The sequence below is a fragment of the Nocardiopsis sp. KDC1DS13DA1 genome (genome assembly GCF_055632325.1).
This window is the reverse complement of sequence record NZ_JBVMUY010000003.1, coordinates 109,816-132,120: the sequence shown is the minus strand read 5'-3', so window position 1 is coordinate 132,120 and position 22,305 is coordinate 109,816. Positions and strand designations below refer to the sequence as shown.

The window sequence follows — 22,305 nt, the reverse complement described above, 5'->3', positions numbered from 1 at the left end:
CATCCGAACGGCGTTAGGGAACCGTCAAACCGATGGTGTCCGAATGGTCGCGAAGAGTAGGTTCTGTCGCGTCCATGAGACCCACAGTAGTTTGACTACATACGTGAGGATTCGTACCCCCATGGCCCTCTCACGCCGCGGCGCCCTGCGCGCCTCCCTCCTCGGCGGCGCCGGTGCCGCCGCCGCGACCGCGGTACCGGCCGCGGCCCTCGCCGAACCCGTCCCCACCGTCTCCCCCGGCTCCGTGGACGCCCACGGCGCCCTGCGCCTGCTCCGGCGCGGCAACCGCCGCTGGCGCCGCTACGACTCCCGCCATCCGCACGAGGGCAGAGCCCGCAGAGCCGAGCTCGTCGACGGCCAGTACCCCTTCGCCACGGTCCTGGGCTGCGCGGACTCGCGCGTCCCCCCGGAGCTGCTCTTCGACCACGGCCTCGGCGACCTGTTCACGATCCGCTCGGCGGGCGAGGTGCTCGACGAGTCCGTCCTCGGCAGCCTCAGCTACGCCGCCGAACACCTGGAGGTGCCGCTCATCGTCGTCCTGGGGCACTCCTCGTGCGGCGCGGTCACGGCCGCGGTCGAGGCGTACCGGAGCGGCGAGGTCCCGCAGGGCCACATCGGCTACCTGGTCGAGCGGATCCTCCCCGTCGTCGAGTCCACGCCCGACGACGGCGACGACTTCGTCGACGACTGCATCCGCGCCAACGCGCGGCACGTCGCCCGGACGCTGAGGGAGGACCCCGACCTGCGGGACCGGGTCGACTCCGGGCTCCTGGACGTCGTGGCCGCGCGCTACGACCTGGGGGACTCGCGGGTCACCTGGCTCTGACGCACGGGTGCCCGGGACGGGCGGAACGGACGCCGGGCGCGTTCCGGCCGAACGCGTACCGCCCGCACCCGGGCACTTCACAGCATCGGCGGTGATGGGGGAGAATGCGCTCAGAGCCCCCCGAGACCGCAGGGAGACCGGTATGTTCCGGATCGCCATCAGCCGCCTCGCCGCCGACGGGTGGCGCATCGTCCCGGAGCGGCGGGAGACCGCCCTGACCGTCGACGAGGCGCTGCGCGCGGTGGAGAAGTACCTCCCCACGGTCGATACCGCCGGGATGGACGGCAGCGTGGTGCAGCGGTCCGTCAACCGCGTCAACGACTTCCGCCGCGACGTGTCCACCGGGGACGGCGAGCGCTACCGGGTGGTCATCGCCCCCATGATGTGAGGCCCGAAGGCGGGCGCGCGCCGTCGGCAGCCGCCCCGCCGGGCGGGCTCAGCGGAAGCGGGCGACGAAGCGCCGCTGCCACGGGGTCTCCACGACACGGGTCGAGTAGTGCCGCCGCACCCAGGCGAGCGCCTCCCCGCCCGGCACGCCGTCCAGGACGGCGAGGCAGGCCAGGGCCGTTCCGGTGCGTCCGCTGCCCATCGTGCAGGCGACCTCGACGCGCTCGGCGGCCGAGCGCTCCCACGCCTCCCGCAGCGCCTCCCGCGCGGCGGCGCGGTCGCTCGGGAGGCTGAAGTCGGGCCAGCGGACCCAGCGGGACTCCCAGCGCACGGGCGGCGGCTCCCTGCCCAGCAGGTACAGCCCGAACGTGGGCTCCGGTCCCCCGGGGAGGGCCCGTGCGAGGCCGCGTCCCCGTACGAGCCGTCCCGACGGCAGCCGCACCACACCCCTGGCCGCGGGGTTCCACGGTTCGATCACCACTCGCCTCCCGGTACACCCCTCACACGTCCCGCGCCCCCTCCCGGCCCCGTGCCCCGGGCACGGCGAGGGGGCGGGGCCCCTCGGCCCCGCCCCCATGGCTGTCCCTGTCCGCCCTTCGCGTCACAGCCGCCGCGTGTCCCCCCGGTAGTCGGACCGGTCCACGTCCGGCAGGATGCCCTCGTGCCGTAACACCGGGCGCGACCTCCTCCCGGACCGGACGACGGCGGTCCCCGCGACACCGCTCAACAGCGTCGCGATCGCCACTCCGGCGACGAGGTTGATGGCCGCCGTGGCGATCTGGCTGGCCGGTTCGGCGCCCTGGAGGAACGGTGTGACCGCGGCGACCGCCGTGACCAGACCGATGATCCAGCCGAAGAACGCGCGCGGTCGCGGCGCCGCCAGCAGCAGCACGTGCAGCAGGCCGGTGGCCAGCAGCGCGGCCGCGGCCGCCATCGACGCGTAGGCGGCGGTCCCGGAGTCACCCAGGTCACCGGCCTCCTCCGGGGCGAGCACCGGAATCCCCAGAACCCCCCGGATGATCAGAGTGCCGACCAGGACGACCAGCGCCGCCACCACGGCCGTGGCCAGTCCCCCGGACCACAGCCGTACCGCGTCGACCGGACGCTCACTTCCGAACTCGCTCATGCCGATCCCCCCAGAAACGGCCTCGAACTCGGTCGTAGCCCACATACCCGCAGCTCCCGAGCGGTAACCCACACATGGAAGACTGGGGACATGGCTCACTTCGCGCACGCCCGCGTCGACCTGGACGCGATCGCCGACAACGCCCAGCTGCTCCGCGAGCACGCCGGCGGCACCCCTTTCATGGGTGTGGTGAAGGCCGACGGCTACGGCCACGGCATGCTTCCGGCGGCCCGCGCGCTCCTCGCGGGCGGCGCCACGTGGCTCGGTACCGCCTTCATCCACGAGGCCCTCGCCCTGCGCGCGGCCGGGATCACCGCGCCCGTGCTCGCCTGGATCATCCCGCCGGGCGAACCCGTCGCGGAGGCCGTCGCGGCCGGGGTCGACCTCGGGGTCAGCGACCGGGCGGTCCTGGACACCGTCGTCGCGGCGGCGCGCGAACTCGGCCGAACGGCGCGCGTCCAGCTGAAGATCGACACCGGGCTCAACCGCGGCGGCGTCAGCGCCACCGACTGGCCCGCCCTGGTGGAGGCCGCCGCCCGTGCCGAGGACGCCGGTGACCTGCGCGTCAGCGGCGTGTGGTCGCACTTCGCGTGCGCGGACGAGCCCGGCCACCCGTCGATCGCGCTCCAGCTCTCCCACTTCCACGAGGCCCTGGAGACGGCCGACAAGATCGGCCTCACCCCCGAGGTGCGGCACATCGCCAACTCGGCGGCCCTGCTCACCCTCCCCGAGGCCCGCTTCGACCTGGTGCGCGGGGGCATCGCCAGTTACGGACTGATGCCGATCCCCGGTTTCGACGTGCCCGGATTGCGGCCCGCGATGACCCTCCGTTCCCGGGTCGCCCTCACCAAGCGTGTCGGCCCCGGCAGCGGCGTCTCCTACGGCCACCGCTACGTCACCGAACGCGACACCACCCTGGCACTGGTGCCCCTCGGATACGCGGACGGCGTCCCGCGGCACGCCACCAACAGGGGTCCCGTGCTGCTCGGGGGACGCACCCACGTCATCTCGGGAACAGTCTGCATGGACCAGTTCGTTGTGGATGTAGGCGATGGGCCGGTGGAGGCGGGGGAGTACGCGGTACTGTTCGGCGATCCGACCGACCACCCCGCGACCCCGACCGCCGGGGACTGGGCCGAGGTCCTGGACACCATCCCGTACGAGATCGTCACGCGGGTGGGCGCGCGGGTTCCCCGGGAGTACACCGGCGGCGCCTGAGCCGGACGCCGCGAAAGCGGCCCAGCCGCCTCCGCACCCCGTCTAGCCTGGGTGGGGAGGTCTCCTCCGGCACGTCGGCAGCGGCGTGCCCGGTCGCCACCCGACCCACTACCGAAACAAGCTGCGAGCCAGATGACAGACGTAACAGCCACCGCCACGGGCGCGCCCGCCGTCCACGAGGTCACGGCCGCCACCGACGGCGCCATGCGCGCCCTGGGCCGGGACCTGGCCGCCCTCACCCGCCCCGGCGACCTCCTGATCCTGTCCGGGCCCCTCGGCGCGGGCAAGACCACGTTCACCCAGGGCCTGGGCGAGGGCCTGCGCATACGCGGGTCGGTCACCTCGCCGACCTTCGTCATCTCCCGGATCCACCCGTCCCTGGCCGGCGGTCCCAGCCTCGTGCACGTGGACGCCTACCGGCTCGGCGGGCCGGACGAGATCGACGACATCGACCTCGACATGACCCTCCCCGACTCGGTCACCGTGGTGGAGTGGGGCGAGGGCGTCGCCGAGGGGCTGAGCGACGACCGGCTGGAGATCCGGATCGAGCGCCACCCCGACGACACCAGAACCGTCCACCTGATCCCCGTCGGGGACCGGTGGTCCGACGTCGACCTGCCCGGCATCGCCGCCGGGCGCGGATGAGGCGGTCGCCCGTGCTGCTCCTGGCCTTCGACACCGCCACCCCGGCGGTCACCGCCGCCATCGGTGAGAGCTCCGCCGACGGCGCCTTCACCCTGCGCGCGAGCGCCTCCTCGGTGGACGCCCGCCGCCACGGCGAACTGCTCAGCCCGGCCATCCGCCGCCTCACCGAGGAGGCGGGGGTCGGACTCGGCGACCTGGACGGCGTCGCCGTCGGGATCGGCCCCGGCCCCTACACCGGGCTGCGGGTCGGCCTGGCCACCGCCCACGCCCTGTCCGACGCCCTGGGCGTGCCCTGCCACGGCGTCACCACCCTGGACGCGCTCGCGTTCGCGACGGGGCGCGGGGAGCCCTTCGTCGCGATGACGGACGCCCGGCGCAAGGAGGTGTTCTGGGCCCGCTACGACGACCACCTCACCCGGGTGGGCGAGGTGCGCGTGGACCGGCCCGCCGAGACCGACACCGGGGGCCTGCCCCTGGTCGGGAACGGCGCCGCCCTGTACGCCGACGTCCTCGGTGAGGCGGCCGCGACCCCGCAACCGCTGCACCCCGACGCCGCCGCCATGGCCGAACTGGCGCTGCTGCGCCTGCACCGGGGCGAGGCGCTGCCCGAACCCAACCCGCTCTACCTGCGGCGCCCCGACGCCGTGGCACCCGGCGCGCCGAAGAAGGTCCGGCAGTGGGTGAAGTGAGCGAGGCGACCGACGCGGGCGGCGCGGTGCGACTGCGCCCGATGACCGTCGAGGACCTCCCCGAGGCCCTGGACCTGGAGCACGCGCTGTTCCCCGCGGACGCCTGGACCGAGGGCATGTTCCGCGACGAACTCACCCAGCCCTCGCGCCACTACGTCGTGGCCGAGTCCGGCGACCGGGTCGTGGGCTACGCGGGCCTGCGCTCGGTGCCGCCGGAGGGCGACGTCCAGACCATGGCCGTGGCCCAGCCGGTGTGGGGGCGCGGCATCGGCCGGGCGCTGCTCACCGCGCTGCTCGACCGGGCCGAACACGAGGGCGTCGTCCACGTCTTCCTTGAGGTGCGCGACGACAACCCGCGCGCGCAGAAGCTGTACGCCGACTTCGGCTTCACCCGGATCGGCGTCCGGCGCGGCTACTACAACGGGGCCGACGCGATCGTCATGCGCCGCACGGCCCGGCCCGGACAGGCGTCCGGTGGGGAGGGGAACCCGTGAGCGACCATCCGCTGATCCTGGGGATCGAGACGTCGTGCGACGAGACCGGCGTCGGTCTCGTGCGCGGCTGTGAGCTGCTCGGCGACGAGGTGGCCTCCAGCGTCGACCAGCACGCGCGCTTCGGCGGCGTGGTCCCCGAGGTGGCCAGCCGCGCGCACCTGGAGGCGATGACCCCGACCGTCCGGCGCGCCCTGGACTCCGCGGGCGTGAAGCTGTCCGACGTGGACGCGATCGCGGTCACCGCCGGTCCCGGCCTGGCCGGTGCGCTGCTGGTGGGCGTGTCCGCCGCCAAGGCCTACGCGATGGCCCTGGACAAGCCGCTGTACGGGGTCAACCACCTGGTCGGCCACGTGGCGGTCGACCAACTGGAGCACGGGCCGCTGCCCAAGCCCGCCGTGGCGCTGCTGGTGTCGGGCGGGCACACGTCACTGCTGCTGGTCAACGACCTGGCCACCGACGTGGTCTCGCTCGGGGACACCGTGGACGACGCCGCCGGCGAGGCCTACGACAAGGTGGCGCGGCTGCTGGAGCTGCCCTACCCGGGCGGGCCGCCGATCGACAGGGCCGCCCGGACCGGCAACCCGAGGGGTATCCGCTTCCCGCGCGGCAAGTGGGGCGACGGGACCTACGACTTCTCCTTCTCCGGCCTCAAGACGGCCGTGGCCCGGCACGTGGAGGACGCCGAGCGCGCCGGTCAGCCGCTGGTGGTCGCCGACATCGCCGCCGCCTTCCAGGAGTCGGTGGTGGACGTGCTCACCCGCAAGGCCGTGGACGCGTGCGTGGAGCACGGCGTGAGCACCCTCGTGATCAGCGGGGGCGTGGCGGCCAACTCGGCGCTGCGCGCCCTGGCCGAGGAGCGCTGCCGGGAGGCCGGGATCGAGCTGCGCGTGCCGCGCCCGCGCCTGTGCACCGACAACGGCGCGATGATCGCGGCGCTGGGGGCCGAGGTGGTGGCGGCCGGGCTGCCCGCCTCCACGCTGGAGCTGGGCACGGACACGTCGCTGCCGGTGGAGTCCCCGCTGGCCGTGTGAGCCGCCCGCCGACCGCTGTCGACGCCCCCGCCGGAACCGTCCGGCGGGGGCGTCGACGTGTGGCGGCCGGAAAGCCGGGGTGCGGCCCGGGGGCGGCGCCCCGCGGCCCGGGGCGGTGGCCGCGGTGGCGCGACGCGGTGGCCGCGCCACCCGCACGGTTCGCGGACCGCACGGATGCGTGAGCCGTGCCGTCCGTGCATTCTGTCATTCTGTGCCCGATATGCAACATAAGTATTTATTTTTGATAGATGCGGCTTCGGGGTGGTGTCTTTGGTCCCCAAGTCCGCACTTGGGAAGAAACCGGCTCTTCGGTCCGGTGGGCGCGTCGTGGACACTTCCGGCAGGTCAGGAGTTAATCTGCCGTTGACCGCCTTGAAGGTCCCGGGATTTCGCTCATGTTCTCTTTTCGGATGGTCGGTTTCCATCGTTTTCCGGACATGGTGCCCCGGGGGCTGGAGGCGATATCGGGTCGATGATGCGGAGGAGTCCATGAGACGGGAAAAGCGCAAGCGGGGAGCGTTCCTCACCAGAGCGGCGGCGGTCACCCTGTCCGCGGTCGTGGTCCTGGGCGGCCAGGTCATCGTCAGCCCTGCGGCATACGCGCAGGACCACCCCGGCTGGGTGCCCGGTCACGGCGGGCACCCGCCGAGGCCGGTACAGCCCGGGCCGTCCGGCGGCGGGCAGACACCCCCGCTCGCGGGGATGCCCGAGCACCCGGCGTTCGTGGACCTCTCGCAGGAGGCCCCGGAGATGAAGGGGGCTCCGATCCCGGGGGCGATCAACCTCAAGGACCAGGAGTCGTTCGAGGTCGACGGCCTGCTGGGCGACCTCTGCAGGCAGGGCCCCAACCGGCGGGTCCAGGGCGCGTTCAACAACGAGACCGGTCAGTTCCTGCCCAAGCGGCAGTACGTCAACAGGCTGGGCGACTTCCAGCCGCACGGTCCCTGGGAGACCCTCCGCGGGGAGTGCCACTTCCCGGTGCTCGGCGCCTGGGACCACCCGGGGCAGGGCCGACGGATCACCGCCGTGCACCGCAACCTGGGCACGGGTGACGACTACTACGAGCTGACCATCGACTACGCCACGTCCTTCGACGTGAGCGTCAGCAACGGGCACAGCATCTCCAAGACGGTGGCCGACGACATCTTCAGCACCACGAAGACCAGGAGCCGGGACCACTCGTGGTCCTGGGGCACCGCCCGGGCCGTCAGCAGGCTCCGGGGCCTGATCATCGAGCCCTGCACCGAGGTGTGGCTGGACGCGGTCCCCACCCGGCGGACGGTGCGCGTCCAGCCGGTGTTCGAGCTCTTCGACCACCGCTTCGAGCGGCAGGAGCAGCGGATGAGCCAGGACAACTGGCGCGTCGCGCCGGGGCCGAGGATGTTCTTCTCACCCGGATTCCACATCGACGGCTCGGCCGACCGCCTGCTGCGTGACGGGACCCCCGACCTGGCCATCACCAAGCACCAGAACAACCTGGACGACGACATCTGCGCGTAGTGCGCGGCGGGCCGGACGCTACGCGATCCGCGTGACCGCCTCTGACGACCGCCCCGCTTTTCGGACCTGCTCCCGAAAAGCGGGGCGGCGTCGTGCCGCCACCCGCCGGTGCCGTCCGGCGCCGTCAGCGGCCGGTGCCAGTCGGCGGTGTCAGTCGGCGGTGAAGACGAAGGGGCGCAGACCGGGCGGTACGGCGGCCGGGTCGACGGCGAACTCCGCCCACACGTTGGTGCCCAGGTCGCCCCAGGGCCCGAGCGGGAGGTGCCCCCAGGCCGTGGACAGGTTCTCGACCAGGAGGAGCCCGCGCTGGCCCTCCGACCAGTCCCACTCGTGGCGGCTGCGTTCGGCGGGGATGCGCGGGACGCCCCCGCCGCCGCCGGAGTCGCTGACCGAGAGGCGGAGGGTGGCGCGGTCCGGCATGGACAGGGCGCGGATGACCTCGCCCTGCGCCGTGCCGGAGTCGGTGTACTTGAGGGTGTTGGCGAACAGCTCGGACAGGCAGAGCTGGAGGGTGTCGACCAGGTCGGGGTCGAAGCCGTCCAGGTCGCGGGCGAGGTCGGCGCGGACCAGGGCGAGTTCGCCGAACCCGCCGGTGTAGACGCGGTGCTCCCAGAAGACGTGCGGCGTGGTCATGCCACCGTCACCCCCTCGTGCTGTTCCTGTCGTTGCTGCCAGGTGCGGACGAGGGCGGCGAGTTCGTCGAACTCACCGGGGGAGGGCGACGGCGGCGCCAGGAGGTCGCCCTCGGGGACGCGCGGCCGGGGGAGACGGGGCGCGGGGTGTCCGGTGGTGCGGGCGCTGCTCCGTGCGCGGTCCCGCTCGTGGGCGGCGTAGTAGGGGCGCATGAGGGCGACGTCGTCGGCGGGGACGTGCTGCGACGGGGGAGCGAGGTGCGGCGCCGGGGCGGTGGCGCGCTGCGATCGGGGTGCGGCGGGAGCGCTGGTCGGAACGGGTTCCGTGGCGGGAGCGGGCGCCGGGGGCGGTGCGTAGCGGCGGATGCGGGTGGAACGTCGGCGGCGCGCCGCGTGGCGGCCGCGCGGGGAGGCGAAGAGCGCCGTCACTGAGCCCACGACAGGGGCCAGGAGGGCAGCGATAAGATGGAGCACGCTGGCAATCCTTGGTCTAAAAGGTTTGAGTTGCTGGCCACGACCCCGGGCGTTGAGTAAACGTCGCGGGGTCTTCGTATGCGGTTGTCGGGAACGAGATTAGGCGATGGGGTGGGGTTGTGGGCGGGCTACGGGGAAGTAAGGAAGAAAAAATTCGGGAAGTCGGCGTTGTTCGAGGTCGGATGCGGTGTGCGGGGCAAAAGCCGCATGAGGGAATTATGTGTTGAATCAGTCAGGAGACACGGAAGGACCCCCGTTCCGGCGGTGGAACGGGGGTCCTCGGTGTGGGGTCAGCGGTTGCTCTTGATGGCGGAGAGGAAGCCGGTCCAGACGGGGTTGCTGAAGCCGAGGTGCCCGTGCTCGCGGTGCCGGGTGTCCCGCACCAGGGTCTGGGCCGCGCCCTCGGCGACCTCCACGCAGTTCTGGTGCGAGCCCCCGCTGTAGGTGCTCTTGTGCCACTGGGGGTCACTCATGACGGAATCCCTCAATCGTCTTCTCGATCAGCCGCAGCGACTGGCTCGGTGGCATCGCTGCCGCTTGCAGCCGGTGGAACCGCATCTTGAACTCTGCCACGGCGGAGGGATCGTCGATGAACTGGCCCTTGTGGGCCGACTCCACGTAGACGATCTCCCGCTCCGGTGCCGGATCAAGCACCGAGAAGGGTCCCACCAGCCCCGGGTTCAGGGGCTCGTTGGTGATCTGCAAGGTTATCCGCTCACCCGCCGCGAGAGAGTGGATGCGCTCCAGCTGCTCGCGCATGATCGGCCCCTCGTCGATCGGGTCCAGCAGGACCGCGCGGCCGATCACCACCATCATCACCGGGGTCTGCGCGTCCTGGAAGCGCTCGCCGCGAGCGATGCGGTCGCGCACCCGGGAGTCGGTCGTGGCGCGCGGCTCCCAGGGGGTGACCGCGCGCATCACCGCGGTCGCGTAGGCGGCGGTCTGGAGCAGGGACGGCACCAGGAAGGGGTGGCAGTCCAGGATGGAGGCGGCCTTCTTCTCCAGCTCCTCCATCTGACCCAGCCAGGGGATCTTGCCCTCCTTGACGAGGTCGTCCCACAGTCGCGTGAGCTCGTCGCCGGTCCCGAGCACCCCGTCCAGCGTCGCCAGGACGTCCGCCGTGGGCGAGGTGCGCCCGCGTTCGAGGTTGGACACGGCCGTTCCCTTGACACCGAGCGCTCTGCCGAGCTTCTCCTGCGTCATGCCCCGGGCCTCGCGCCGCTGCTGGAGGACGCCGCCCCACCGTTCCCGGATGTCCGTGCTCACCTTGGCCATGCCCGATGCTTGCATATCGGAAAAGGACAAAGGGGGCCTACCATTCTCATTCCTCACCCGATGGAGTTTCGCAAAAACTCCATCGGCGTGCGTGGACTTTCGCGAAAACTCCATGCGGGGAGGCCAAGTCCGCGGCCCGTTGGGAGCCTGATCCCGGACGGTGAGGAACGGGCCGAAGGGGAGTAGGCGATGGGGGAGCCGGGCGAGGTGCGGGGGATCGACGGGCTGCCGAGGCGGATCCCGCCGGGGCGGCCGGGCGTGCGCAGGGCGAGCTTCGGGCCGCTGCCGGGGCAGGTGGCGACCGCCCGGCAGTGGTGCTGGCACGGGTCGGGGCTGAGCTACGACCGGGCGTACCCGCTGCTGGTGGTGGAGTCGGAGCTGCACACGAACGCGCTGCGGCACACGGCGTCGGGTCGGCCGTTCGGGCGGGTCCGGGTGGAGATGGAGCGGTGCGGGGGCCTGTTCCGGATCGCGGTGACCGACGACGGGGCGGTGGGCGGCGGGAAGTCGGGTGGTGGGGAGCGGTCGGTGCCGTGCGTGGGCGGGGGATGCGGACTGCGCCTGGTGGAGGAGCTGTCGTGGGCGTGGGGGTGGTTCGGGCGGCCGGGGAGCCCGCTCACGGTGTGGGCGGTGGTGGACCCGCGTGGGCAGGGGACGCGTGGGCGGGTGCCGCGGCCGAGGAGGGCTGTCTGAGGCAGGAAAGGCGGACGGGCCGGGGCGTGGGAGGGGGCGCCCCAGCCCGAGAGTTCTCGCCCCTCTCTGGTGACTGGCCAGGTTCGGTCACGGAATGCGTGCCTGCGAAAGTTTTCGCAGGTGAGAGGACTCTCGGCCATGACTGCATCCGATGTCACTGATCAAGCTCCCTCAGACACATCTGAGACCGACGGTCACAGGTGCTAACTTGCAGGCACGAATCGGTCTGTGTCAGACGCACCCACACCCCATGCAGAGAGTGAGTCCCCCATGTCCGAGGCAGGCGGTAACCCGATCGAGGGAATGCAGGGTGGCGAACTGGCGGAAACACTGGCCTCCGCGATGGCGGGGATCGCCGACATGTTCGACCTGCTAACCGAAGATGCCGCTAACTCAGCTGGCCATGACGACGTCAGCGCCGGTTACCGAGCTTTCAAAGACCGGCATTCGCAGGACTTCATCGACGTCCAGGCGCACGGCATTCAGCTGGCCAACAACATCCAGGCGGGTGCAGGGGAGGTGGCACTGAACGACGTGGAAAGCGCCGAAAGCTACCCGACTCCCTGGGATTTCCCTCGGAACATCAACTCCTAGTTAAATTAATCAACCCCGAACAAACTGAACGGTAATGATATGGCATCGTTTCAGCTTTTCTTTTCTCCGCGATCGATATCCGCTTTCGAAAGCCAGATTCGCCCCAATGCCGAAGAATTTGAGATTCTGAAGAAGCGTCTGCTGGGGCGAGCTGACGACCTGGGGACGAGCTTTGATTCTGCCGGAAAGCACTTCACGGATCAGATCGGTTGGAACATCGACATCAGAGGAGAGGAGGACTACCAGCACTGGGTCGATGCGTCGGTTGCTTTGGAGTACGCAATAGACACCACTGAGATGTGGGCTGACTACGTCAAGGAGTTCAATGACAAGAAAAACGAACTCTGGGATGAGTGGGACGCGGCTGTCGCAGCGAAAGTGACAGAGGTTCCAGAAGAGTACCAGGGGCAGACGATCACCTCTGACTATCCGGTACGGGAAGGATGGATCGCCAGCATCGGTGGCAGTGATGCGAACAAGTGCCGGGATCTATACGACGAACTTCTAACAAAACTTAATGATATCAATGAGCGTGCCCAGGCGAACTACGATAACTATCAGGAAAATGCCGCAGAGATCGGGGAGATGCTTGAGCAGGGCGCCACTGATGTCAATGTCCAGAAACTGATTGACGGTGGGTACTCAAACTGGGCCTACGCGAACACCGACCCGGAGCGTTACCTGGAACTCGAATCTGACTTTGAAATCACCCCGGAGTCTGGTCGAAGTGTGGCCGAAGAGCTTGACCCCTATTTCTCTGGTGAGAAGCCGCTAGACGACCGTTACCACGAGTTGATGCTTGTCCTGGCGATGGTCGGAACCAATGCCAGAAACGCTCAACACGACGGAGAGGAACTCGATGAGAACGAGGTGGACTTTCTTCGCGAGTTCAATGCTTCTCTGGAAGAAACCAACCCGCGCGGTGTTGTAGGAATCCCAGAGATGTTGGGAGATAGCCTTACTGAAGAAGAGCGTTCTCGTGCTCTCGGTGTAATTGGAGATGGGCTACTGGCTCTTTCGGACCATCGACTCGGCGGCGGATATGAGGAGCTACCCGAGAGTGTGAGGCGTACTGCTCAGGGCCCCTTCGTTGATGAAGAGGGCCAGGAAACCCCCTACTTCATGCCCACGTATGCAGAAGATGCTCGGGGGCTGTCCGAGATATTCGGTAATGCAAGTGAAGAAATTGAAGGCGGGAACACTCTCTCGACCAATCTACTTCTGTCTTCAGGGGCCTACTACAATTACTGGGCAAGCGAAGGAGACGGCGGGTGGCTCACGCTTGACGAGATGGGCACTCTCTTTGATGTGGGGGTCCGGAATGAGGATGCAAATCACTTTATTCTCACGGGAGATTTGTATAATCCAGAGTCAGAAGATGTAGAGTTCAGAGATCAAGACAGACTCACGGCTCTTGAGGGGCTTTTCGCAAATAATTGGGAGGACGACGGGGCGAGAGTCCGGCAGTTGACCGATTGGATCTCCCGTGACGGAGGCAGTGAAGATCCAGAAATAAAGGCGAGGGCAGATTCTGCACTCGCCGGCTACATCGAAACTTTGGCACGCCCGGACGTTCAAGAGTTCCTATTGAGTACAGAACATAGCATTGAAGAGGAAGTTCAAGTTACCAACGACGACGGAACTCAAGATACGGAGGACTTCGAGTGGTTTGATGTTCCCATGGGACAGCTTAATCCTGAACTCGCAGACAGCATGGTGAACATTTTCGAAGCGTATATTGATGCATTCAGTGATTCTTCTGTTTGGACGGGAGATGAAATGGTTGCCAACCTGGAAACGGACTTCGATGAAGATGACGGCCTTCTGATATCAATGGAAGATCGGAGAATGTTTTTCCAGTACCTGTCTGGTGACGCCGAATCCACTGAAAGGGCGATGACTGCTGCCGAGGAGTTCTCCAGAGAGCAAGTTAGTGAGTATTTCGAAAATGCGGAAAACGAGGAGTCTTCAAAAGAAATCGCGCAGGAAACCGGCCTTCTTTGGAGTGCGTTGAGCCACGGTATTTCTGATGCGTTTGACCAGCAGTATCAAAATCATTCAGACGAGCTTGGGCAGAGAAAGAAGGGAATGGAATTTGTAGTCGATCTCACTGCGACGAGATTCGATAACCCGCTTCTGGCTGAGACGTACAAGTATCTCGCAAAGGACTATGTTGCTGACTATGTCGATGACAATACAGGAGAGCGGGTGGAGGTGCGCGTAGTCGATGAGATCATTCCCGTTCTTCGAGGGCAATTTCAAGAAGGGGGTATTGCTTATCATGCCGATCAGAACTCGGAAACTTGGGGAAGTGAGCCATGGGCGGAGGGAGGAGGCCCATTCCCGAGGGGAATGTATGATAACGATGGCGTCTTTAAACCCAATCCAGATGACTGGCACCCCACTGCGGAAAACTATGATGACGACGGTGACCATGACTTTCGGGCCCGCAGGAATTCTTGGGAAGAAGAGGCGGCGAGAAATGATATGAGAGACGACGCTTGGCGTCCCATTCTTAATCAGCCTGTGCCGGGCGATCCATATGCTCAAAACTATTCGGAGCATGAGCAAGTTTACATGGATGCCGTCACAGATATTATGAATGTGCCTATCTGATTGATCTCACGGGAGGATTCAAGTTTCATGAAAGCAGTCAAAATCTTGGGTGGCCAAATGTTTGATTCTCCACTCCATCGTAGATGTGCCTATGCTCTAGTTCCAGTACTTTTGCTAGCTGGCACTTCCTGCACAACAGAAGATGCTGGAGAGCAGGCACATGCGGTGGATCATGTCGTCGCAAACGAACCCCGCCAGAATCCAGAAGGCGTCCCTGACTCAATCTCCGGAATAGGTTGGGACTGGGAGGCGCCCGAAGGTGTGGAGATCACCGCGGTCGATTCTATTCCTGCTGGGGTCGTCGTATCACTTTCTGACGGTGCTATCGCCCTTCATGGGGATTCTGGTGAGGAACTTTGGCGCTATCGACGTACCGGTGAAAGAATGTCCGGGCACGGAGTAACACCTGATTCCTCGCTGGTGGCGCTCTCCTACTCAACAAGCAGTGAGCCTGCATCTGATACAGCAGAACATGAAATCGTTCTTTTGGACTCTGCTACGGGCGAGATTGAAAACGCGCATTCCACGATGTTTACTCTGACAGATTCGATCTCTGACGGCGTTCTGCTGCTTGATCCAATGCCGGAACGACTCGGTCTCATCACGAACAGTTCCCGCCTTGTATTTAATCCATTGGAAGACGACGGCTGGGAACTTCGGTCTATTAATCTGGCCAGTGGTGAGGAAGATTGGAGCAAATCTGATTTCAGGCCCGAAAGTGAGGTCGGTTCATATTTTCAGCCTGGACAGATCGATGTGTTCGGTGAGACAATTGTTTACACGGGAGTTTTCATGCTTCCCGTCAATGGTGATCTAGATTATGATCAGGTTCAGGAACACACGTGGGTGGTTGCTGGCCTTGACTCAGAAACTGGTGATGAAATCTGGCGCACCGAACAAGTAATGAATGAGCCGGTTACGCCTCGCGGCATCTCTCTGAGTTCTTCCTCGGAAGATGAAATCGTTGGCGCTGTACTTCGAGGGAGGCAACTTCGGCAATGGTTCTTGGATACGAGAAGCGGTCGACCTGTTACGAGCGAAGAAGTCTTCGATGACGCGGGCGATGTCGGGGTTTTCTCTGTCCGCCCAGATGGTTATTCAGTTGTGCGATCCGATTTTGAAAGTGAGGTGGAGACCATCTCTCGAATTAGTTTCTCTGGCGATGTGCTCGACTCTCTCACGTTTGAGGAATCGGATGTAGTGGGGCCAGAGAATTTCATCTTTGAATTGAGTGATGAATTTGTCAGGGTGCAGGCTGGTCGTGACGGGCCCGGTTGGCAGCCAGCTTCACTCGAGATTACGAGTTGGGATGAGTCAAGTCCCACCCGTACGATTGATATCGGCGTGGATATCCACCGTGATCCTTGGGAAGTGGATTCTCTCGAGTCTCCGTACCAGGTTAGTCTGCCAGACTATGCGACACTTGCTCCTGGGGCTGTTGTGATCAGCGAGGTGACTACTGATAACACTCTGGATGAGTCGGGTACGGAGTCGCGTCGTATCGTTGGCCTTCAGTGAGTGCTCTTTTCCGGCTTCGCGGAGTTGAAGTACGAGCACAGCTCGGGTCAGCTCTCTGGCCTGGTGCGGATGGCCGCGTAACCGGTGTAGGACGTTCCAGTTCTTGATTTAGGTGATGGTCTGGTCACCAGATGAGCAGAGCTTGGTTTGGTCGGATTTGGCATCCTTTTTTCGCTGCGGCCTGCCTTGCCCCTTGATCGAGTAGAACACCATCTCTGATAGGCCGACGTACCTTTTTCGAGCTGGCTGAGCAAGCCCGAGACCTTGATGCACTCGGCGATCCTTCGTATTGGTACTCCCCCGCAACGCCGGAGGGCGCCGGACCGCGTGCGGTCCGGCGCCCTCCCGTGGGTCAGCGTGCGGGGATGTTCTCCCCCGGCTCCCTACTCGTCGTCCTCGTCGTCGTCGCGGCGGCGCTTCTTCTTGCCGTCGCGGCCCGGGCGCAGCAGCGCCTCGGCCAGGGCGAGCATCGTCTCCTCCAGGGAGGCGAGGCGCTTGGTCATGTCGTCGTGCGAGTTCTCCACCGCCTCGGTGACGGTCTCCTCGAACTCGTGCCGGTCCGGGCGCTGCTTGAGCTCGCGCAGCACCGGCTCGACGGCGGAGGTGACGTGCGAGTCGATCTCCTCCAGCTTGTCGGTGTGGTCCACCTGCGGCCGGTCGACCAGCTCGGTCAGGCGGCGGTGCAGCTCGCTGACCTCCATGGACTGCGGCAACTGGTTGAGCCGCTGGTTGAGCGCCTCCAGGCGGTCGTCGATGGCCTCCATCCGGCCGTCGACCCCCTCGAAGTGCCCGCTGACGCCCTCGAACTGGCCCTCGACGCCGTTCACCCGGCCGTCCAGGCCGTCCAGGCGGCCGTTCAGACCGTCGATGCGCCCATCGATGCCATCGATCTTGCCCTCGATGCCCTCGAAGCTCCCCTCGAAGTGCCCCTCGAAGGTGTCGAAGCGGTCGGTGAGGCGGCCGAGTTCGTGGTCGACCTTGCCAGTGATCTGCGACAGGTGGTTGTCCACCTTGCCGGTGAGGGCCTCGCGCTGGCGCTCCAGCTTCTCGTCGAGCGCCGTGCGGTGCTCCTGGGACTGCTCGGTGAGCGTGTCGGAGAGGGTCTGGTGCCGCTCGGTGCTCTCGGCGGCGGCCCTGGCCGTCGACTCCTCGACGAACGTCCGCAGCTCGGCCAGGTCGGCGGCGACCTTCTCGGCGTCCTCGGCGACCTGGGCCCTCAGGGCGTCGGTGCGCTCGCTGACGGACTCGCGCAGCGCCTCGGCGGCGGCCTCGTCCCGCTCGCGGTCCTCGGTGCGGCCCAGCTCCAGCTGCTCGTTGAGCTCGGTGAGGCGCTGGCGCAGGTGTGTGCGCAGCTCGGTGAGGGAGGACTCGTGGTTCTCCCGCAGCTTGGCCACGGCCCCGGTCACGTCCGCGATGGCGGCGTTGGCCTCGGCGTGGTTCTCCTCGGCCTGGGTGCTCAGGTAGCCGATGCTCTCGGTGACCTTGGCGGTGAGGGCCTCGTGCCGCTCCTTGGCGGAGCCCGCCAGGGCGGTCAGCTCCTCGGCCAGGGAGGTGGTGCGCTCGCCGAGTTCGCCGGTGTTCTCCTGGAGCCTGCCGAGCAGCTCCTCGTTCTTCTCGGTGAACGCCGAACGCAGCTCCTCGGCGGACTCGTTCACCTTGGCCGTGAGCTTCTCGCCGAGCTCGGTGTCCGCCTTGGCCTGGGCCTCGCGGGCCTCGGCGACGGCGGCGGCGAGCGCCTCGCGGCCGGAGGCGACCGCCTCGGACAGCTCGGTGCGGCTGGCGGCGACCGCCTCGGTGATCTCCGTACGGCCGGACGCGAGGGCCTCGGCGATCTCGGTGCGGCCCTCGGCCAGGGTCGCGGTCAGCGCCTCGTGCCGCTCGGCGAGGGTCGACTCGAAGCTCTCCTGGCGCTCGGCCAGGGTCGAGTCCAGCGTGCTGAGCGAGGCCTCCACGGCCTCGGTCCGCTCCGCGAGCGAGGCCAGCGCGGTGTCCAGGGCGTCCAGGCGGGCCTCGACCTTCTCGGTGAGGCCGGTGAGCCGCTCACCGAGGTCGTCGACCTTCTCCGCGGTGCGGTTGCCGGTCTCGGCCATCCGCTGGAGGCGGGTGAGCGCGGTGTCCATGTGCCCGGCGAGGCGGTGGGTGTCGGCGCGCAGCGACGGCATGTCGGCCAGCGGCTTGACCTGCTGACCGACCAGCTCGATGTGCTCGGCGAGGGTCTCGGCCCACTCCGGCGGACGCTCCAGGAAGCCGTCGATCCGACCGTTGACCGCGGTGACCGCCTCGGAGAGGCCGGTGAGTTCCTGCTCGCGCAGTTCGCGCAGGAGCCACTCCATGCCCTCCAGCCGCTGGCGCATCTCCTCGCTCACCGCGCCCTGGCTCTTCTGCTCGGAGACGTGCTCCTGGGCGGCCTGGGAGAGCAGGTCACGCATCCGGTCGGAGATCCCGGCCTGGCTCCCTCCGGTGAGGAAGTTGTGATTGGTCTGTTCCACCGAGGTGCTCCTTTTGGTTCTGGCGCTCCCGTCCGGGCCCGGAGGAAGGGACGGTGGTTCCGGGCGGTCGGGTTCTCGATGGTCCCCGGGCGCGCGGCGCCCCGCGGCGATAACGCCTTAACGTGACGAAGTCGTGACTGAGCGTATATGCGCGAGGCATGGGGGACCGGCTGCTCGAACCGCGTGCGGATCAATCAACCGGGGGCCTTCCGGGGGAGTCCATGAGAAGGGAAAGCAATCAGCGGTCGACAGTCTAACGACCGGCGCCCCGGGTACCCCAGGGGTCGGCCGAAGATCTGCGCGCGGAAGGTAACGATATGGTCCGCGCACCGTGACCGGACCACGCCTCCGGGACCGCTCAGGCGTTCTCCGGACGCGCGACCTCCCTGCACAGCAGGCTGTACGGGCGCTCCCCGATCCTGGTCAGCACCACCGTGACCGCCTCGGACCCGGAGGCGCGCAGGTCCCTGCGCAGCTTCTCGGTGTCGACCGCCGAACCGCGTTTCTTGATCGTTACCGTCCCCGCGCCGCGTGCGCGCAGCGCGGAGCGCAGCCTCTTCAGGGAGAACGGCAGGACGTCGGTGATCTCCAGGACCCGCCAGAGCGGTGAGGCCACCGCCCGGTCGGAGGTGAGGTAGGCGATCCGCTCGTCGAGCAGCGCGCCGTCCACGAGGGCGGCGGCCTCGGCCACCAGGTGCGAGCGCACCACGGCGGGGTCGGGGTCGTACAGGTAGCGCCGCGCGGGCGCCACGGGCGCGGGGCCGAGACCGGGGGCCTCGTCCAGGTGCGCCACCGCCCCCTCGGCGGCGAGCAGCCCGGGCCGCTCGTGCAGGACCGTCGCACGGCGCCGGGGGCCGTCGGCGAGGGCCCCGAACCACAGCGCCGCCTCCTTCAGCTCGCCGTCCACGGAGATCCACTCCGCGGCGGCGTCGGCGGGGAGTACCTCGTGCGGGATGCCGGGCGCCGCCTTGAGGCACGCGGCGGCCGAGCCCCGGGCCAGGTCGGTCGCCACGTCCCACGGCGGCGAGTAGGCCGCCGGGTCGAACACCCGGCCCCGGCCGCCGCGCCGCGCGGGGTCGCAGAACAGCAGCGGGTGGGCGCCGGGGGCGGTCCCGGTCACGTCGCCCTCGCGCACCCGGGCGCGGTCCGCCAGCCCGAGCGCGGCGATGTTGGCGCGGGCCACGGCGACGGTCAGCGGGTCGGCGTCCACGCCCTCGACCGGTACGCCCCGTTCGGCCAGGGCGAGCAGGTCCGCCCCGATCCCGCAGCACAGGTCGCCCGCGCGGCCCTCGTCCAGGACGGCGGCGGCCACGGCGGCGGTCCGCTCGGCTCGGTGGTCGGCCACCACCCGGCGGGTGGACTGTTCCAGACCGTGGGGCGTGAAGTACATCTCCCGGGCCCGGTCGCCGAACTTGGCCCTGCCGCGCTCGCGCAGCCCCACCTGGGTGAGGACCGCGTTGACCAGGTCGGATACGGGAAGATCGGGGGCGAGGGCGGCCACCCGGGGATCGCCGCGCAGCCGGGAGGCGGCCGCGAGCCCGTCGGCGGCGGCCTCCTGGGGGTCCACGCCCGCGAGCACCTCCCGGCCCTCGTCGGTGAGCAGAGCCGAGAAGGCTGGCTCGCGCATGGATCCTCCCTCGTTGGACGGTGTGGACGGCGCGGATCCGGGCACACTCCCGGGGCACCCCCGATCGCGGGTCCGCCGTGCTCCCGGCGTCGCTCCGCCGCGTCCCCGGCCGTGCCCCGCTCCGTGCGTTCCGGCGGCGGGTCCGCTGACCAGCGGCCCTCGCCACATTTCCATTCTGGCACTCGCAGGGGTAGAGTGCTAACCGCGACGAGGCCGGTCTGGCACCCGCGACGACAGGCCGCCGCGGTCGCCCCTTTTTTCGTAGCCGGTCCGTGCTCGCGCGCGGGCCGATGTCAGGACACCGAAACCTAGAAGGGGGAGGTCACACCGTGTCGACCGCCACCAAGACCGTGCTGAAGCCGCTTGAGGACCGCGTCGTGGTCAAGACCCTGGAGGCCGAGCAGACCACCGCCTCCGGCCTGGTCATCCCGGACACCGCCAAGGAGAAGCCGCAGGAGGGCGAGATCCTGGCCGTGGGCCCCGGCCGCCTCGACGACAAGGGCAACCGCGTCGCCATGGACGTCAGCGTCGGCGACGTCGTCCTCTACAGCAAGTACGGCGGCACCGAGGTCAAGTACGACGGTGACGAGTACCTGGTCCTGTCCGCCCGCGACATCCTCGCGGTCGTCGAGAAGTAGGTCTCGACCGGGGGCTCGCTCCGAGCCCCCGGCCAGCCAGTTCTCCGCATCCCGCACCGGTCGGCGCCTCGCCGGGCGGGCGGGATGTTCCTTTGCGACCACAGGAGGAAGTACTCACCATGCCGAAGATCCTGGAGTTCGAGGACGACGCCCGCCGCGCCCTCGAGCGGGGCGTCGACAGCCTCGCCAACGCCGTCAAGGTGACGCTCGGCCCGCGCGGCCGCAACGTCGTCATCGACAAGAAGTTCGGTGCGCCGACCATCACCAACGACGGTGTCACCGTCGCCCGTGAGGTCGAGCTGGACGACCCCTACGAGAACCTGGGCGCCCAGCTCGTCAAGGAGGTCGCCACCAAGACCAACGACGCCGCCGGCGACGGCACCACCACCGCCACCGTGCTCGCCCAGGCGCTCGTCCGCGAGGGTCTGCGCAGCGTCACGGCCGGCGCCTCCCCGATGTCCCTGAAGAAGGGCATCGACGCCGCCGCGGAGAAGGTGTCGGAGATCCTCGTCGAGCGGGCCCGCCCGGTCGAGGAGCGCGCCGACATCGCCTACGTCGCCACCAACTCCGCCCAGGACGCGCAGATCGGCGACCTCATCGCCGAGGCGTTCGACAAGGTCGGCAAGGACGGCGTCATCACGGTGGAGGAGGCCCCGACCTTCGGTCTGGACCTCGACTTCACCGAGGGCCTGCAGTTCGACAAGGGCTACGTCTCGCCCTACTTCGTCACCGACGGCGACCGCCAGGAGGCGGTGCTGGAGGACGTCCGGATCCTCATCAACCAGGGCAAGATCAGCAACCTCAACGATCTGCTGCCGCTCCTGGAGAAGGTCGTCCAGGACAAGAAGCCGCTGCTCATCATCGCCGAGGACATCGAGGGCGACGCCCTGGGCGCCCTGGTGCTGAACAAGATGCGCGGCATGCTCAACGTCGCCGCCGTCAAGGCGCCCGGCTTCGGCGAGCGCCGCAAGGCCATGCTCCAGGACATCGCCGTCCTGACCGGCGGCCAGGTCATCGCCGAGGAGGTCGGCCTGACCCTGGAGAACGCCGACCTGGACGCCCTGGGCACCGCCCGCCGCGTCACCGTCACCAAGGACGCCACCACGATCGTGGACGGCGCCGGCGAGCAGGCCGAGGTCGAGGACCGCGTCCGCCAGATCCGCAAGGAGATCGAGGCCAGCGACTCCGACTGGGACCGCGAGAAGCTCCAGGAGCGCCTGGCCAAGCTCGCGGGCGGCGTCTCGGTCCTGCGCGTCGGCGCGGCCACCGAGGTCGAGCTCAAGGAGAAGAAGCACCGCCTGGAGGACGCCATCTCGGCGACCCGCGCGGCCATCGAGGAGGGCATCGTCGCCGGTGGCGGCGCCTCCCTGGTGCACGCGGCCAAGGCCCTGGACGACCTGGGCCTGACCGGTGACGAGGCCACCGGCGTGGGGATCGTCCGCCGCGCCCTGGTCGAGCCCGCCCGGTGGATCGCGGAGAACGCGGGCGCCGAGGGCTACGTGGTCACGCACCGCGTCTCCGAGCTGGAGGTCGGCCACGGCTTCAACGCCGCCACCGGCGCCTACGGCGACCTGACCGCCGAGGGCATCATCGACCCGGTCAAGGTCTCCCGCTCCGCCGTCCAGAACGCCGCGTCCATCGCGGGCATGCTCCTGACCACCGAGGCGCTGGTCGTGGACAAGCCCGAGGAGGAGGCCGAGGACGGCCACGGCCACGGGCACGGCCACTAGGAGCCGGCCACCGGGGCGGCGGCCCCGGGCACGTCGTTCGGGGGTGGGGCGCGTCGTCGCTCCACCCCCGTCCACTACCACGGTATTCCCGGCACATCCTCCA

General features: G+C 68.2%; 22 protein-coding genes. 14 read left to right on the top strand and 8 right to left on the bottom strand.

The genetic code is table 11. The features are described from left to right. Positions 1-121 precede the first annotated feature (121 nt). Both ACTVAJ_RS01570 and ACTVAJ_RS01565 read left to right on the top strand, forming a co-directional pair. A complete protein-coding gene (locus ACTVAJ_RS01570) occupies positions 122-826 on the top strand; it encodes a carbonic anhydrase (RefSeq protein WP_470386187.1) in 705 nt (234 codons plus the stop codon). A 142-nt stretch (positions 827-968) separates the two neighbouring features. Further along, positions 969-1,214 carry a hypothetical protein gene (locus tag ACTVAJ_RS01565; RefSeq protein ID WP_470386186.1) on the top strand — a complete coding sequence of 82 codons (246 nt, stop codon included), beginning with the start codon at positions 969-971 and terminating at the stop codon, positions 1,212-1,214. A 48-nt stretch (positions 1,215-1,262) separates the two neighbouring features. Here ACTVAJ_RS01565 and ACTVAJ_RS01560 read toward each other — a convergent pair whose 3' ends face one another. Next, entirely contained in the window at positions 1,263-1,691 is a 429-nt protein-coding gene (locus ACTVAJ_RS01560; protein ID WP_470386185.1) for a protein-tyrosine phosphatase family protein, read from the bottom strand. 123 nt (positions 1,692-1,814) lie between these two features. Continuing rightward, a complete protein-coding gene (locus ACTVAJ_RS01555; RefSeq protein ID WP_470386184.1) occupies positions 1,815-2,339 on the bottom strand; it encodes a DUF6069 family protein in 525 nt (174 codons plus the stop codon). Positions 2,340-2,429: 90 nt separating this feature from the next. Between ACTVAJ_RS01555 and alr the strand changes: the two genes are divergently transcribed. From alr to ACTVAJ_RS01525, 6 genes are all read left to right on the top strand, one after another. Beyond that, positions 2,430-3,557 (top strand): alanine racemase, encoded by a 1,128-nt coding sequence (alr, locus tag ACTVAJ_RS01550; protein ID WP_470386183.1) that lies wholly within the window; start codon positions 2,430-2,432, stop codon positions 3,555-3,557. A gap of 132 nt (positions 3,558-3,689) precedes the next feature. Next, positions 3,690-4,202 (top strand): tRNA (adenosine(37)-N6)-threonylcarbamoyltransferase complex ATPase subunit type 1 TsaE, encoded by a 513-nt coding sequence (gene tsaE, locus ACTVAJ_RS01545; protein WP_470386182.1) that lies wholly within the window; start codon positions 3,690-3,692, stop codon positions 4,200-4,202. An 11-nt stretch (positions 4,203-4,213) separates the two neighbouring features. Next, positions 4,214-4,891: a tRNA (adenosine(37)-N6)-threonylcarbamoyltransferase complex dimerization subunit type 1 TsaB gene (gene tsaB, locus ACTVAJ_RS01540; protein WP_470386245.1), complete on the top strand. Its 678-nt coding sequence runs from the start codon at positions 4,214-4,216 to the stop codon at positions 4,889-4,891. 41 nt (positions 4,892-4,932) lie between these two features. After that, positions 4,933-5,385, top strand: a complete 453-nt coding sequence (rimI, locus tag ACTVAJ_RS01535; RefSeq protein WP_470386244.1) for a ribosomal protein S18-alanine N-acetyltransferase — start codon at positions 4,933-4,935, stop codon at positions 5,383-5,385. Beyond that, positions 5,382-6,416 (top strand): tRNA (adenosine(37)-N6)-threonylcarbamoyltransferase complex transferase subunit TsaD, encoded by a 1,035-nt coding sequence (gene tsaD / locus ACTVAJ_RS01530; RefSeq protein WP_470386181.1) that lies wholly within the window; start codon positions 5,382-5,384, stop codon positions 6,414-6,416. Before rimI ends, tsaD begins: the two co-directional genes overlap by 4 nt. A gap of 489 nt (positions 6,417-6,905) precedes the next feature. Continuing rightward, positions 6,906-7,916 (top strand): hypothetical protein, encoded by a 1,011-nt coding sequence (locus ACTVAJ_RS01525; protein ID WP_470386180.1) that lies wholly within the window; start codon positions 6,906-6,908, stop codon positions 7,914-7,916. A gap of 150 nt (positions 7,917-8,066) precedes the next feature. Here the strand turns inward: ACTVAJ_RS01525 and ACTVAJ_RS01520 are convergent, their stop codons facing one another. The 4 genes from ACTVAJ_RS01520 to ACTVAJ_RS01505 form a co-directional block, all read right to left on the bottom strand. Then, positions 8,067-8,549 carry an ATP-binding protein gene (locus tag ACTVAJ_RS01520; RefSeq protein ID WP_470386179.1) on the bottom strand — a complete coding sequence of 161 codons (483 nt, stop codon included), beginning with the start codon at positions 8,547-8,549 and terminating at the stop codon, positions 8,067-8,069. Beyond that, a complete protein-coding gene (locus ACTVAJ_RS01515; protein WP_470386178.1) occupies positions 8,546-9,022 on the bottom strand; it encodes a hypothetical protein in 477 nt (158 codons plus the stop codon). The genes ACTVAJ_RS01520 and ACTVAJ_RS01515 overlap by 4 nt, the downstream gene beginning before the upstream one ends. 290 nt (positions 9,023-9,312) lie before the next feature. After that, positions 9,313-9,495, bottom strand: coding sequence for a DUF397 domain-containing protein (locus ACTVAJ_RS01510; RefSeq protein WP_470386177.1), 183 nt, complete (start codon positions 9,493-9,495; stop codon positions 9,313-9,315). Further along, complete coding sequence (locus ACTVAJ_RS01505) at positions 9,488-10,297, bottom strand: helix-turn-helix domain-containing protein (RefSeq protein WP_470386176.1); 810 nt, start codon at positions 10,295-10,297, stop codon at positions 9,488-9,490. The genes ACTVAJ_RS01510 and ACTVAJ_RS01505 overlap by 8 nt, the downstream gene beginning before the upstream one ends. Positions 10,298-10,486: 189 nt before the next feature. Here ACTVAJ_RS01505 and ACTVAJ_RS01500 point away from each other — a divergent pair, with 189 nt between their 5' ends. The 4 genes from ACTVAJ_RS01500 (at position 10,487) to ACTVAJ_RS01485 (ending at position 15,718) form a co-directional block, all read left to right on the top strand. After that, positions 10,487-10,990 (top strand): ATP-binding protein, encoded by a 504-nt coding sequence (locus ACTVAJ_RS01500; protein WP_470386175.1) that lies wholly within the window; start codon positions 10,487-10,489, stop codon positions 10,988-10,990. A gap of 270 nt (positions 10,991-11,260) precedes the next feature. Then, on the top strand, positions 11,261-11,584 hold the full coding sequence (locus tag ACTVAJ_RS01495; protein ID WP_470386174.1) for a hypothetical protein: 324 nt from the start codon (positions 11,261-11,263) through the stop codon (positions 11,582-11,584). Positions 11,585-11,623: 39 nt separating this feature from the next. Beyond that, positions 11,624-14,200 carry a TPR repeat domain-containing protein gene (locus ACTVAJ_RS01490; protein WP_470386173.1) on the top strand — a complete coding sequence of 859 codons (2,577 nt, stop codon included), beginning with the start codon at positions 11,624-11,626 and terminating at the stop codon, positions 14,198-14,200. A gap of 27 nt (positions 14,201-14,227) precedes the next feature. Further along, positions 14,228-15,718, top strand: coding sequence for a hypothetical protein (locus tag ACTVAJ_RS01485; RefSeq protein WP_470386172.1), 1,491 nt, complete (start codon positions 14,228-14,230; stop codon positions 15,716-15,718). 383 nt (positions 15,719-16,101) lie between these two features. Here ACTVAJ_RS01485 and ACTVAJ_RS01480 read toward each other — a convergent pair whose 3' ends face one another. Both ACTVAJ_RS01480 and ACTVAJ_RS01475 read right to left on the bottom strand, forming a co-directional pair. Continuing rightward, entirely contained in the window at positions 16,102-18,207 is a 2,106-nt protein-coding gene (locus ACTVAJ_RS01480; RefSeq protein WP_470386171.1) for a coiled-coil domain-containing protein, read from the bottom strand. A gap of 358 nt (positions 18,208-18,565) precedes the next feature. Continuing rightward, positions 18,566-19,834, bottom strand: a complete 1,269-nt coding sequence (locus ACTVAJ_RS01475) for a THUMP-like domain-containing protein (RefSeq protein ID WP_470386170.1) — start codon at positions 19,832-19,834, stop codon at positions 18,566-18,568. Between the two features lie 329 nt (positions 19,835-20,163). Between ACTVAJ_RS01475 and groES the strand changes: the two genes are divergently transcribed. Then, positions 20,164-20,472, top strand: coding sequence for a co-chaperone GroES (groES, locus tag ACTVAJ_RS01470; RefSeq protein ID WP_470386169.1), 309 nt, complete (start codon positions 20,164-20,166; stop codon positions 20,470-20,472). A gap of 119 nt (positions 20,473-20,591) precedes the next feature. Then, entirely contained in the window at positions 20,592-22,202 is a 1,611-nt protein-coding gene (gene groL / locus ACTVAJ_RS01465) for a chaperonin GroEL (protein WP_470386168.1), read from the top strand. Positions 22,203-22,305: the final 103 nt, after the last annotated feature.

Bases quoted from the DNA above. Each gene is read 5' to 3' on its own strand.
- ACTVAJ_RS01570 (WP_470386187.1), top strand. From the start codon at position 122: ATGGCCCTCTCACGCCGCGGCGCCCTGCGCGCCTCCCTCCTCGGCGGC.
- ACTVAJ_RS01565 (WP_470386186.1), top strand. From the start codon at position 969: ATGTTCCGGATCGCCATCAGCCGCCTCGCCGCCGACGGGTGGCGCATC.
- ACTVAJ_RS01555 (WP_470386184.1), bottom strand. From the start codon at position 2,339: ATGAGCGAGTTCGGAAGTGAGCGTCCGGTCGACGCGGTACGGCTGTGG.
- alr (WP_470386183.1), top strand. From the start codon at position 2,430: ATGGCTCACTTCGCGCACGCCCGCGTCGACCTGGACGCGATCGCCGAC.
- tsaE (WP_470386182.1), top strand. From the start codon at position 3,690: ATGACAGACGTAACAGCCACCGCCACGGGCGCGCCCGCCGTCCACGAG.
- rimI (WP_470386244.1), top strand. From the start codon at position 4,933: ATGACCGTCGAGGACCTCCCCGAGGCCCTGGACCTGGAGCACGCGCTG.
- ACTVAJ_RS01525 (WP_470386180.1), top strand. From the start codon at position 6,906: ATGAGACGGGAAAAGCGCAAGCGGGGAGCGTTCCTCACCAGAGCGGCG.
- ACTVAJ_RS01520 (WP_470386179.1), bottom strand. From the start codon at position 8,549: ATGACCACGCCGCACGTCTTCTGGGAGCACCGCGTCTACACCGGCGGG.
- ACTVAJ_RS01510 (WP_470386177.1), bottom strand. From the start codon at position 9,495: ATGAGTGACCCCCAGTGGCACAAGAGCACCTACAGCGGGGGCTCGCAC.
- ACTVAJ_RS01505 (WP_470386176.1), bottom strand. From the start codon at position 10,297: ATGGCCAAGGTGAGCACGGACATCCGGGAACGGTGGGGCGGCGTCCTC.
- ACTVAJ_RS01500 (WP_470386175.1), top strand. From the start codon at position 10,487: ATGGGGGAGCCGGGCGAGGTGCGGGGGATCGACGGGCTGCCGAGGCGG.
- ACTVAJ_RS01495 (WP_470386174.1), top strand. From the start codon at position 11,261: ATGTCCGAGGCAGGCGGTAACCCGATCGAGGGAATGCAGGGTGGCGAA.
- ACTVAJ_RS01490 (WP_470386173.1), top strand. From the start codon at position 11,624: ATGGCATCGTTTCAGCTTTTCTTTTCTCCGCGATCGATATCCGCTTTC.
- ACTVAJ_RS01485 (WP_470386172.1), top strand. From the start codon at position 14,228: ATGAAAGCAGTCAAAATCTTGGGTGGCCAAATGTTTGATTCTCCACTC.
- ACTVAJ_RS01475 (WP_470386170.1), bottom strand. From the start codon at position 19,834: ATGCGCGAGCCAGCCTTCTCGGCTCTGCTCACCGACGAGGGCCGGGAG.
- groL (WP_470386168.1), top strand. From the start codon at position 20,592: ATGCCGAAGATCCTGGAGTTCGAGGACGACGCCCGCCGCGCCCTCGAG.